Annotated in this window: 12 protein-coding genes; 3 read left to right on the plus strand and 9 right to left on the minus strand. The window is 67.8% G+C overall.

Going from position 1 to position 12013, the window contains the following annotated elements; genetic code table 11:
• Both tal and tkt read right to left on the minus strand, forming a co-directional pair.
• Positions 1 to 575, minus strand: a 575-nt coding sequence (gene tal / locus ABW137_RS37365; protein WP_526408294.1) for a transaldolase, incomplete at its 3' end; no start/stop codon positions are given.
• 65 nt (positions 576 to 640) lie between these two features.
• Complete coding sequence (gene tkt / locus ABW137_RS37370) at positions 641 to 2734, minus strand: transketolase (RefSeq protein WP_526408296.1); 2094 nt, start codon at positions 2732 to 2734, stop codon at positions 641 to 643.
• Positions 2735 to 2930: 196 nt separating this feature from the next.
• Between tkt and ABW137_RS37375 the strand changes: the two genes are divergently transcribed.
• Complete coding sequence (locus ABW137_RS37375; protein ID WP_526408298.1) at positions 2931 to 3863, plus strand: heme o synthase; 933 nt, start codon at positions 2931 to 2933, stop codon at positions 3861 to 3863.
• 20 nt (positions 3864 to 3883) lie between these two features.
• Here the strand turns inward: ABW137_RS37375 and arfB are convergent, their stop codons facing one another.
• Complete coding sequence (gene arfB, locus ABW137_RS37380; protein ID WP_526408299.1) at positions 3884 to 4315, minus strand: alternative ribosome rescue aminoacyl-tRNA hydrolase ArfB; 432 nt, start codon at positions 4313 to 4315, stop codon at positions 3884 to 3886.
• Positions 4316 to 4325: 10 nt separating this feature from the next.
• A complete protein-coding gene (locus ABW137_RS37385) occupies positions 4326 to 5300 on the minus strand; it encodes a quinone oxidoreductase family protein (protein ID WP_526408301.1) in 975 nt (324 codons plus the stop codon).
• Between the two features lie 110 nt (positions 5301 to 5410).
• Here ABW137_RS37385 and ABW137_RS37390 point away from each other — a divergent pair, with 110 nt between their 5' ends.
• The gene (locus tag ABW137_RS37390; protein WP_526408303.1) at positions 5411 to 6373 is read left to right on the plus strand and encodes an ATP-grasp domain-containing protein; all 963 of its coding nucleotides are present in this window, start codon (positions 5411 to 5413) and stop codon (positions 6371 to 6373) included.
• On the opposite strand, the gene ABW137_RS37395 is transcribed toward ABW137_RS37390, so the two are convergent.
• Complete coding sequence (locus ABW137_RS37395) at positions 6308 to 7270, minus strand: COX15/CtaA family protein (protein ID WP_526408312.1); 963 nt, start codon at positions 7268 to 7270, stop codon at positions 6308 to 6310. The two genes, ABW137_RS37390 and ABW137_RS37395, sit on opposite strands and share 66 nt — an antisense overlap.
• 102 nt (positions 7271 to 7372) lie before the next feature.
• Positions 7373 to 7951 carry a TetR/AcrR family transcriptional regulator gene (locus tag ABW137_RS37400; RefSeq protein ID WP_526408305.1) on the minus strand — a complete coding sequence of 193 codons (579 nt, stop codon included), beginning with the start codon at positions 7949 to 7951 and terminating at the stop codon, positions 7373 to 7375.
• Positions 7952 to 8051: 100 nt separating this feature from the next.
• Here ABW137_RS37400 and ABW137_RS37405 point away from each other — a divergent pair, with 100 nt between their 5' ends.
• Complete coding sequence (locus tag ABW137_RS37405; RefSeq protein ID WP_526408307.1) at positions 8052 to 8765, plus strand: hypothetical protein; 714 nt, start codon at positions 8052 to 8054, stop codon at positions 8763 to 8765.
• Here the strand turns inward: ABW137_RS37405 and ABW137_RS37410 are convergent.
• The 3 genes from ABW137_RS37410 to mptB form a co-directional block, all read right to left on the minus strand.
• Entirely contained in the window at positions 8663 to 9448 is a 786-nt protein-coding gene (locus ABW137_RS37410; RefSeq protein WP_526408309.1) for an ABC transporter permease, read from the minus strand. The two genes, ABW137_RS37405 and ABW137_RS37410, sit on opposite strands and share 103 nt — an antisense overlap.
• On the minus strand, positions 9445 to 10389 hold the full coding sequence (locus ABW137_RS37415; protein WP_526408314.1) for an ATP-binding cassette domain-containing protein: 945 nt from the start codon (positions 10387 to 10389) through the stop codon (positions 9445 to 9447). The genes ABW137_RS37410 and ABW137_RS37415 overlap by 4 nt, the downstream gene beginning before the upstream one ends.
• Positions 10390 to 10481: 92 nt before the next feature.
• The coding region (gene mptB / locus ABW137_RS37420; protein ID WP_526408311.1) for a polyprenol phosphomannose-dependent alpha 1,6 mannosyltransferase MptB at positions 10482 to 12013 on the minus strand (1532 nt) is incomplete at its 5' end.

Genomic DNA, 12013 nt, shown 5'->3' on the forward strand with positions numbered 1-12013 from the left:
CCTGCCTCCTTGGCCTTCTCCAGACCGGCGAGGTAGGCGTCCATCACCTCCCGGTGACGCTCGACGGAGAAGATCAGCGTCACGTTCACCGAGATGCCCTCCGCGATGACCGCGGTGATCGCGGGCAGACCGGCTTCGGTGGCGGGAATCTTGATCAGCACGTTGGGCCGGTCGACGATCTTCCACAGCTCGATGGCCTGCAGGATCGTCTTGTCGGTGTCGTGCGCCAGCCGCGGGTCGACCTCGATGGAGACCCGGCCGTCGATGCCGCCGGACGCTTCGTACGCCTTGGCCAGCACGTCGCACGCGTTGCGGACGTCGTCGGTGGTCACCGTGCGGATCGTCGCGTCGACGTCGGCGCCGCGCTCGGCGAGTTCCTTGACCTGGTCGTCGTAGGCATTGCCCTTGGAAAGGGCCGCCTGGAAGATCGACGGGTTGGTCGTGACGCCCACGACACTCTGCGTGTCGATGAGGTTCTGCAGATTGCCCGTCTGCAACCGCTCGCGCGAGAGGTCGTCGAGCCATACGGAGACACCCTCGGCGCTCAGCGCCGCGAGGTTCGGGTTCTGAGTCATGTGAATCGCCTTCTCTGCCTTTGTCTTAGTAAGCGTTGTCTTAGTAACCGTTGTCTTAGTGAGCGTCAGTTGTCCATGGATCGTTCTGCTGCGGCCACCACGGCTTCGGGGGTGAAGCCGAACTCGCGGAACAGTGTCTTGTCGTCGGCCGATTCGCCGTAGTGCTCGATCGAGATGATCTCGCCGGTGTCACCGACCAACTTGTGCCAGCTCTGCGCAACGGCCGCCTCGACCGCGACGCGGGCGGACACCTCAGGCGGAAGGACGCTGTCGCGGTACTCCTTCGGCTGTGACTCGAACCACTCCACACACGGCATCGACACGACGTAAGCGGTGATGTCCTTCTCCGCCAACAACTTCTTCGCCTCCACCGCGAGCTGCAGTTCCGAACCGGTGCCGATGATGATCACGTCGGCGTCGTCGGCGGGGTTACCGCCACCGAGCACGTAACCACCCTTGGCCACGCCTTCGGAACTGGTGCCCTCCAACACTGGGATGCCCTGGCGGGTGAGGATGAAACCGACAGGACCGCTGCCGTTGCCGCGCGCCACGATGCTCTTCCAGGCGTAGGCCGTCTCGTTGGGATCGCCCGGGCGGACCACCGACAGGTTCGGGATGGCCCGCAGCGCGGCGAGATGCTCGATCGGTTGGTGGGTGGGCCCGTCCTCACCCAGGCCGATGGAGTCGTGCGTCCACACGTAGATGGTGTCGATGTCCATCAACGACGCCAGGCGCACGGCCGGCCGCATGTAATCGGAGAACTGCAGGAAGGTGCCGCCGAACGCGCGGGTCGGCCCGTGCAGCACGATGCCCGACAGGATCGAGCCCATCGCATGCTCACGGATGCCGAAGTGCAGCACCCGCCCATACCAGTCCGCCTTGAAGTCCTCGGTCGAGATCGAGGGTGGACCGAAGGACTTCACGTCCTTGATGGTGGTGTTGTTGCTGCCTGCCAGGTCGGCCGACCCGCCCCACAGTTCGGGCAGGTGCGGCGCGACGTCGTTGAGTACCTGGCCGAACGCGGCGCGCGTGGCCACGGCCTTGGAACCCGGTTCCCAGTAGGTGATGTCGGCGTCCCAGCCGTCGGGCAGTTCCTCGGCGGTGAGGCGGTCCAGCAGCTTCTTACGCTCGGGTTCGCGCTCGGCCCACGCGTCGAACTCGGGCTGCCACTTTTCGTGGGCCTCGCGGCCGCGCTCGACGAGTTTGCGGGTGTGTTCGATGACCTCGTCACGCACCTCGAACTTCTTGTCCGGGTCGAAACCGAGCACCTTCTTGGTGGCCGCCACTTCCTCGTCACCGAGCGCCGATCCGTGCACGCCGCCGGTGTTCATCTTGGTGGGTGCCGGATAGCCGATGATGGTGCGCAGCGAGATGAACGACGGCTTGTCGGTGACCTTCTTCGCCGCCTCCACCGCTTCTTCGATGCCTGCGACGTTCTCGCCGCCCTCGACCTCCTGGACGTGCCAGCCGTACGCCCGGTAGCGGGCGGGCACGTCCTCCGACAGCGCGATGTTGGTGTCGTGCTCGATGGAGATCTGGTTGTGGTCGTAGAACACGATCAGGTTGCCGAGCTGCTGGGTGCCCGCCAGCGAGCTGGCCTCGCTGGTGACTCCTTCCTCCATGTCGCCGTCGGAGGCGATCACATAGATGAAGTGGTCGAACGGGCTGGTGCCCGGAGCGGCGTCGGGGTCGAACAGTCCGCGCTCGTAGCGGGCGGCCATCGCCATGCCGACCGCGGACGCCAGGCCCTGGCCGAGCGGCCCGGTGGTGATCTCGACGCCCTTGGTGTGGCGGAACTCCGGGTGGCCAGGGGTCTTGGACTTCCACGTGCGCAGCGACTCGATGTCGGCCAACTCGAGGCCGAACCCACCGAGGTACAGCTGGATGTACAGCGTCAGGCTGCTGTGACCGCACGACAGCACGAAGCGGTCGCGGCCCAACCAATGCACGTCGCTGGGGTCGTGGCGCATCTGGCGCTGGAACAACGTGTATGCCAGCGGCGCGAGACTCATCGCGGTGCCCGGGTGGCCGTTTCCAACCTTCTGGACCGCGTCCGCGGCCAACACCCTGACGGTGTCCACGGCGACCGAGTCCACGTCGGACCAATCGTCGGGATGATTGGGGCGGGTGAGTTCGGAGATCTCTTCAACGGTGGTCACTAATTACCCCTCCGGTCGGCAAGCCTGTTCATCAATACCCTAGTGCGGAACGCGACGGCGTCGCAGGCCGCGTCGATCAAGTTGGTGCGGCGTTCACGCGAAGCGACCCTGCGGTGCTCGGCTCACAGAACGACGGTCTACCATCCTCTGTAGTAGAAGCCGCGCGCTGCCGTGAAATTGCGAGGAGATCAACTGCGTGAGCATTCGCGAGCGCTTGCTCCCTCGCGGGGCGCCGACCGGAATTCGCGGCACCCTCTTGGCGTACGTCGGGCTGACCAAACCCCGCGTGATCGAGCTCCTTCTGGTCACGACGATTCCGGCGATGCTGCTGGCCCATCGCGGTTCGGTCGACCCCCTTCTGATCCTCAACACGCTGTTCGGCGGGATGCTGGCCGCCGCGGGCGCCAATACCTTGAACTGCGTCGCCGATGCCGACATCGACAAAGTGATGAAGCGGACCGCCCGCCGGCCCCTGGCTCGAGCGGCGGTGCCAACCCGCAACGCGCTGATCTTCGGGCTGGTCCTCAGTGCCGGGTCGTTCGCCTGGCTGTGGTGGACCGCCAACCTGCTCTCGGGTGTCCTCGCGGTCGCGACGATTCTCTTCTACGTCTTCGTCTACACGCTGCTGCTGAAGCGACGCACGTCGCAGAACGTCGTGTGGGGAGGCGCCGCGGGCTGCATGCCGGTGATGATCGGCTGGTCTGCCGTCACGGGCACCATCGGATGGCCCGCGCTGGTGATGTTCGGGATCATCTTCTTCTGGACGCCGCCGCACACCTGGGCGTTGGCGATGCGCTACAAGGACGACTACAAGGCCGCAGGCGTTCCGATGCTGCCGGTCGTGGCCACCGAGCGTCAGGTCACCAAGCAGATCCTCATCTACACGTGGCTGACCGTGCTCACGACGCTGGCGCTCGCACTGGCCACCGGCTGGCTATATGCCGCGGTGGCCCTGCTGGCGGGGGCGTGGTTCCTGACCATGGCTCATCAGCTGTACTCCGGCGTCAAGCGCGGTGAGCCCGTGAAGCCGTTGCGACTCTTCCTGCAGTCGAACAACTACCTCGCCGTCGTCTTCTGCGCGTTGGCCGTCGACTCGGCACTCGCGCTTCCCACGGTGTTCGGTCGCTGACCTCAGTTCGGGTCCCAGTCTCAGTTCGGGTCCCAGCCGCCGCGGCGCCCCTGCTTGGTCAGGCCGCGCCGCTTCTTGTCGGTGATCCGGCGTTCCTTCGAACCTCTCGTCGGCTTGGTCGGGCGGCGCACCGGCGGAGGCGTGGCCGCGGCGGTGCGCAGGAGCCGCGCCATGCGTTCACGGGCTGCCGCGCGGTTCTGGAGCTGGGCGCGGTGTTCGCTTGCCGCGACGACCAGCACGCCGTCGACGAGTCGGCCGCGCAGCTGGCAGAGCATGCGATGGCGCAGCCAGTCCGGTACCGACCGCGACCTGGCGAGGTCGAAGGACAACTCGACTCTGCTGTCCGCGGTGTTGACGCCCTGCCCGCCCGGCCCGGAAGACCTCGAGAAGCGCTCGCTCAATTCGGACCCGGGTACGACGAACGTGTGCGTCACCCTCAGGTCGTCGGCCACGGCGACAAGGTTAGGGGACCAGAACGACCGAGCCGACGGTCTTACGGGCCTGCAGGTCGGTATGCGCTCTGCCCGCATCGCCTAGCGGGTAACGCTCGCTGACCGTGATGGAGATGGTCTCACTGGCGATGGCGTCGAGCACTTCACCTGCCCGCCAGGAGAATTCGTCGGGCGTCCTGGTGTAGTGCGCCAGCGTGGGCCGGGTCAGGAACAGGGAACCCGCGCTGTTGAGGCGCTGCGGGTCGAACGGGGGAACGGGCCCACTGGATGCGCCGAACAGGGCGAGCGTGCCGCGCACGGCCAGACTGGCGAGGCTGGCGTCGAACGTCGAGGCTCCGACGCCGTCATACACGGCGGCGACGCCGCGTCCGCCCGTGAGTTCACGGATCCGGGCGCCGAACTCGGCGGCGTCGTCCGGGTAGTCGAGTACCTCCACGGCACCGGCCTTGCGGGCCAGCTCGGCCTTCGCGGTGGTCGACACGGTGGAGATGACCTTGACCGCCATGCTGGTGGCCCACTGCGTGAGGATGAGTCCGACGCCGCCCGCACCCGCGTGGAACAGGACCGTGTCGCCCTGCTGCACCGGATAGACCGACTTGAGGAGGTAGTGGGCGGTCATCCCCTTCAGGAGTGCGGATGCCGCGGCCTCGGCGGGGACGGCGTCGGGCACGTAGGCGACGAAGTCGGAAGGGGCCAGGCAGTATTCGGCGTAGCCGCCGTCGGCCTGGGCCGTCACGACGCGGTCGCCGACGTTGAGTGCGGCGACGTCGTCACCGACGGCGGCGACCGTGCCGCACACCTCGCTGCCGACGACGAACGGCACCTCGCGCGGATACAGACCGGACCGAAAGTACGTGTCGATGAAGTTGACGCCGATCGCGTCGGCCTTGATGAGCACCTGGCCAGGACCCGGCACCGGCTCGGGCCTCTCGACGTAGGTCAGGACTTCCGGGCCGCCGGTCTCGGACACCTCGATCGCATACATGCGCTCCAGCATTCCACTCGACCGGAGTTCCGCGCCCCCTGCCCGTCTTCCTCGTCCGGCGTGGCGCCGCTTTCCCTGGCGAGGAGGGTGTCCTGGCTAGGATTTCAGTCGTGAAGCTCGCACGGCCCGACGTTCGTCATCCCAGCATCGTGTTCGCCGGTTGCCGGGCTCTGATCGAGGGTGACGGCGACGACGACGGGCTGATCGCCGCCCTGCGCGCCAGGGGCCTGCATGCCCGCTGGCTGTCTTGGGACGATCCGGCCACGTTGGAGGTTGACCTGGTGATCCTGCGTGCGACGTGGGACTACACCGAACGCCTTGACGAGTTCCTCGAGTGGACCACGCGCGTGCGAAACCTCGTCAATGCGCCGGCCGTTGTGGCCTGGAACTCGGACAAGCGATATCTGGCCGACATCGCAGACGCCGGTGTCCCCACGGTGCCGAGTCGGTTCTTCGCGCCAGGGGAGGACGTGGTGCTGACCGACGGCGATGGGGCGGAGCTCGTGGTCAAGCCCTCCGTGGGCGCGGGATCGGTTGGTGCGCAACGGTTCGACGATCTAGACGAGGCACGCGCACACGCGCTCGCCCTGCACGCGGACGGCCGGACGGCGTTGGTGCAGCCGTATGACCCTCGCATCGCCGACGGCGAGACGGCGCTGGTGTTCCTCGGCGGCAGGCAGTCGCACGCCTTCACCAAGGGCCCACTGCTGCCGCCGCCGGGTGAGCGGCCGACGTTCGACGACTCGGGGACCTATGCGGAGGAGACTCTCCGACCCGCCGAGCCGGACTTCGAGCTGTGGGACGTCGGACACGCCGCACTGGCGGCGGCCGCCGAACGCCTCGGCATCGACGTCGACCAGTTCCTGTACGCGCGGGTCGACGTCATCGGCGGGGCGGACGACCCCCGATTGTTGGAATTGGAACTCGTCGAGCCGTCGCTCGGCTGGCGACAGCTCGACGACACCGGGCGTGCCGCGCAGCAGCGGGTCTTCGCGCTGGGCGTGGAGTCAGCGCTGGAGCGCCTCGGCCTCGGTCCCCTGAAGAGTGGACCTGGGGCGCATCGACGCCCATAGCGCCGAGGTCGCCGCGGTGCATGCGGCGGCGCCAGCGACGTGCACGGCCACCAGCGCTGCGGGAACTCCGGTGAAGTACTGGGTGGTGCCGACCAGACCCTGCGCGCACACCAGTGCCAGCAGCACCCACAGGCGCGCCGTCACCGGTCGGGGCGCGCTTGCCGCGCGCAGGGCGAAGGCCAGGACGAGGATCAGCGTCAGATAGGCCACCAGCAGCGACGAGTGGAAGTGCACCAGTGTGGTGACCTCCACCTGCAGCCGGGGGACCGGCTGCTCGACGCTCTTGTCGCCGGCGTGCGGCCCCGCGCCGGTGACCAACGTTCCCGTGACGAGCGTGGCGGCCAACACCGCTGCGGTGAGGACGGTCAACCAGCGCAAAGGGTCAGGGACCACGGGAGTCGGCGCGGGTGCGCCATCGACGGGGTCCGGCTCGCCGATCTTGACGTACAGCTGGACCGACAGCCACACCATCGTCATCGACACCAGCAGGTGGATGGCGACGGTCCACCACAGGAGCCCGGTGAGCACGGTGATGCCACCGATGACGGCCTGCGCGACCGTCGAGAGCGGCATCAGCCACGCGTAGACGAGCACCTCACGGCGTCGGCGCGCGCGCAGTACCGCGAGGACTGCCAGCGCGGCGGTGAGCACCACCAGGAAGGTGATCATCCGATTGCCGAACTCGACGGCCTGGTGGATGACCGGTACCTCGGAGACGGGGACGGGTGTGAAGCTGCCTGGGAAGCACTGTGGCCAGGTGGGGCAGCCGAGTCCTGACGCGGTGACCCGGACGATGGCGCCGGTGACGGCGATGCCGCCCTGGGTCAGGATGACCGCGGCCGCGATGATCCGCTGCACTCGCAGGCTCGGATTCGGGAGCACGTCGACGACCCGCATCAGGCCACGGCGGTTATGCTGCGCTCCGCGCACGCGTCCGACGGCCATCGCCCGATCGTAGATCAGCAGGAACTACAGGCCGTAGTAGGGGCGGCGGTGCGCTCATTCGACGCGCGGCGCGACGAACGGCAGCAGCACTTCGTCGACCAGTGTCACGACGAGATCGTCGGTGATGGGGTCACCGGTGACCAGCAGCCGGTGCCACAGGACGCTCTGACCGAGCTCGCGGGCGATGTCGACGGGAACGTCGGAGCGCACTTCGCCGCGTTCGATGCCGCGGGCGAGCATGGCGGCCATCTCCTTCTTTCGATATCCGATGACGTCGGTACGGAAGGTCTCCGCCAGCTCGTGATCGTGGGCGGCCGCCGCGATGACGCCGCGAAGGATGGCACCCTTGTCGCCGGTGAACAGTGCTGCCCAGCCGCGCAGCATCGCCAGCATGTCGCTTCGATAGCTGCCGGTGTCCTGATGCGGGATTGCGGAGGTGGCAAGGCCGACCAGCGTGGCACGCAGCAGCGCCCGACTGTCGGGCCAGCGCCGATACAGGACCGGCTTGCTGGTTCGTGCGGTCGCGGCGACGGCCTCCATCGTGACTGCATTGGGCCCGCCTCTTGCCAACAGCTCGAGCACCGCGGACTGGATCGCCTCGTCGAGTGCGGCACCGCGGCGACGCGTGGTCATCTCGACCCTCTCTCACCATAGGAAACGATTGCGTATCTTGCGGCCCCAGGTTACAGTCCTGGCTGTAAGAAACAAAAACGTATCTTAACGGAGTTCCGAGATGACGCTGCCCGTGCTGTTCCCGCTGCGGTCGACCGACACCGCGACCGTCCGCTACGTCGACGCGCCCTACGGCCGCAGACGGATCACGATCGACCACAGGCCCCTCGCGGGCGTCACCCCGACGATGCTCCTGGACTGGTTCACCCACCTCGACGGCACCATCACCTATGGCGATGGCGTCGTTCCTCGCTACCTGGCGTGGCATCCGCTCGACCACATCCGGTGGGAGTTGGCCAAGCCCGCGCGGGGTGGCGGAGCCGCCGAAGGCGCGCGCTTTCACATCGTGGAGGCCTTCGGAGCCAACCCCGAGTACGCCGTCGACGTGGTGGATCGCGTCGAGAAGCTCGACGCGACGGGCATCCGGCTGGTCACCCGCGTCGCAGGCGCGATCGTCTTCCAACTCGAGCACACCTGGTCGGCGGCACCCTCCGCGACGCACTACGTCACCGTGCTCGACCTCGGAGCGCGCAGCCCGTTGATGTGGCCCGTCAACGCCGTCCTGCGGAGACGTTTTCCCGACCACATGGCACGCGCCTGGGTCACCCACAACGTCGAAGAGGTGGGGCAGTTGGAGTACCTGCTACCCCAGCTGTCGCACGAGGCGCACGGTCAGGTGAAGCGGAACCAGCGCAGCGCGCACAGCGCTGCAACCGCCCCCCACACTGCGAGGACGACCACGCCGAACCAGTCCACGGATACCGTCATCGCCTGACTGAGCGCCTCGGTCAAGGCGCCCGATGGCGTCAGCCGGGCCACGAATTGGGTGGTATGCGAGACCATTCCACCGTCGCGGTCGCCTTCGAGCGTCAGCGCCCCTAGCCCTGCGAACACGAACCACATCAGGTTCGCCACGGCCAGCACGATCTCCGCCCGCAGGGTGCCGCCAAGCAGCATGCCCAGCGCGGTGAAGCCCGCGGTGCCGAGCGCGATGATCAGCGCACCGAGTGCCAGGCCCGCGACGGCGGGGCGCCAGCCGAGGGCAAAGCCGATGGCGCCCAACAGAATCGACTGCAGGAACACCACCGTGACCACGGCCAGCGACTTGCCGGCGATGATCCCCCACACCGGGAGTGCGGTGGCGCCGAGGCGTTTCAACGCGCCGTAGCGCCGATCGAACGCCACTGCGATGGCTTGCCCGGTGAACGCCGTGGAGATGACCGCCAAGGCCATGATCGCGGGAACGAACGCGGCCGCCCGGTTGGGCCCGAACGAACCGAACGGCAGCAGTGTCATCCCGACCAGCAGGGTGATCGGGATGAACATGGTCAACAGCAACTGCTCGCCGTTGCGCAGCAGCAGCTTGAGTTCCAGACCGAACTGGGCCGTCAGCATGTCCTTCACCGACGCCGGACGCGGGTCGGGTGCGAACGTCCCCGGTTCGAAGCGATTGGTCATGACCTCAACTCCCGGCCCGTGATGTCGAGGAAGACGTCTTCCAGGCTCCGCTGTTCGACCCGCATGTCGGTGGCCAAGACGTTCAATCGCGCGCACCACGCCGTCACGGTGGCGAGCACCTGGGGGTCGATCTCGCCCTCGACGAGATACTCGCCAGGGGCGCCCTCGCTCGCCAGGTAGCTCTCCGGCAGCGCGGAAATGAGAAGGGACAGATCGAGTTTCGGCGGAGCGGAGAAGCGCAGCTGGTTCTCTGCGCCTCTGCCCATGAGTTCGGCGGGCGTACCCGCCGCGACCGCGATGCCGTGGTCGACGATCACCAGCCGGTCCGCGAGTTGCTCGGCCTCGGTGAGTTGATGGGTGGTCAGGACGATGGTGACGCCGTCGCGGCGCAACCCGTCGATCAGATCCCACACCACGATCCTGGCGTGGGCGTCCATCCCCGCGGTGGGCTCGTCGAGGAACACCAATTCCGGCCTGCCGACGACGGCGCATGCGAGGGCGAGCCGCTGTTGCTGGCCGCCCGAGAGGCGCCGGTAGGTGGTCTTGGCGACCTCGGTCAGGCCGAGGGTGTCCATCAGCCACTTCGGGTCCAGCGGGTTGGCGGAGTACGCGGCAACGAGATTGAGCATCTCGCCCGCCCTGGCCGCCGGGTAGCCGCCGCCGCCCTGCAGCATCACGCCGATGCGCTCGCGCAGCCGCGCGTTGTCGGTGACCGGATTCAGGCCCAGGATCTCGATGGTTCCCGCGTCGGGCCGGATGAAGCCCTCGCACATCTCGACGGTCGTGGTCTTGCCTGCCCCGTTAGGGCCGAGCAGTGCCAGCACCTCGGCGCGGTGGACGTCGAGGTCGAGTCCGTCGACGGCCGTCGTCGCGCCGTAGCGCTTGGTGACCCCGCGCAGCTGCACGATGGGTTCCGACGAGCGCTCGCGCGAGGAGCCGATGGGTTCCGACGAGCGCTCGCGCGAGGAGCCGATGGGTTCCGACGAGCGCTCGCGCGAGGAGCCGATGGCTCCCGAGGCATCGGATGGCGAGGTCACGATGAGTCAGAGTAGGCGTCGGGCTTGACTGCCGGCGACGGCGGAGGTGGCGAGTGGGTTCCTTCGTCGCCGGTGGCATCGGGCAGTCCGCGCCATGGCAGCCGCCGGTAGGTGATCGCGATCAGGATGGCGACGATGATCGTGCTCGCCAGCGTCGCGTCGAGGATCTGGAAGAGCGCGAAGCGATCACCGTTGGCCGTCGGCCCGAAGATGCCGACGATCAGCGTCATCGCGATCGTCGTGCCGCGGAATCCGGGGCGGCTCGCCCAGGTGGCCAGCGGAATGATCGCCCACAACAGGTACCAGGGCTGCACGACGGGGAACAACAGCACGGTGGCGCCCAGCGCGACTCCCAGACCGCCGATTGGATGCAGGCGGCCACGCAGCACCGAGAGCAGCAGGTACGTGACGAGAATTGCGATGATGAACACGCCGATCGCGCGGGTCAGGCCCAGCACCGCGGTGGTGTGATCGCCGAGGCCGAGCAGGTTGCCCACCTGACCGGTGCCCAGCGCGATGAGCGTCGGCGGCGACATCCACGACCGCACCACGTTCGCGGTGCCTAGGGTGAACAGCCAACCGAAGCCCAGCCCGCTGGCCCAGCCGATGAGCACCGTGACGGCGACCGCGATGGCGCATACCCAGCCGCCTGCGACGACGAACGCCTTGAAGCTGCCACCCCACTTGCACGCGAGCGCCATGGCGACGAATCCGATGGCCAGCAACGACGGCAGCTTCACCTGCGACGACATCGTGATCAGCACGGTGCCCGCGACCAACATCGCCAGCGGCATCCACCGCGCCCATTGCCGGCGTCCTCTTGGCCAGTGGAGCGGCCGCGGGATGAGCGGACCCGCCGGGTGGTTGTCGCGGGTGCGGCTGATGGCACGGAGGGCGAACTCGGTGCCCGTGAGCATGAGCCCGAGCATCAGCGCCTCGTTGTGGATGCCTGCGACGAGGTGCATGAACAACAGCGGATTGCACGGCCCCAGCCACAGCGCACTCACTTCGGCCACGCCGCAGCGGCGGGCCAGGCGTGGGGTGGCCCACACGATCAACCCCACCCCGACCAGAACGACCAGGCGATGGAACAGCACGGCGGCGACGATGTCGTCGCCGGTGAGTTCGGAGATGCCGCGCCCTATCCACAGGAACAGCGGACCGTAGGGGGCCGGCGTCTCACGCCATAGGCTGGGGACTGACAGCGTGAAGACGTGGTCCAGCCCGAGCCCGGGTGCGGGCCCCACGCGGTAGGGGTCGAGTCCCAGCGACGCGATCTGGCTCTGTGCCAGGTAGGAGTAGACGTCCCTGCTGTACATCGGCGGCGCGATGAGCAGCGGCAACACCCAGAGCATCAGCGTGTGGTCCAGCTGGCTGCGCGTCATGCGCCGCTCGCCCAGCGTGAAGCGGCCGAGCATCAGCCAGGCCAGCGTCATCATCACCGCGCCGGTGGTGGTCATAGTCAGCGACACCGTCTGGATGCGTGACGGCAGATTCAGCAGCCGGACCCCGAACGTCGGGTCCTGCA

The sequence above is a fragment of the Mycobacterium sp. genome, from assembly GCF_040509115.1.
In the GTDB taxonomy this organism is placed as follows: Bacteria; Actinomycetota; Actinomycetes; order Mycobacteriales; family Mycobacteriaceae; genus Mycobacterium.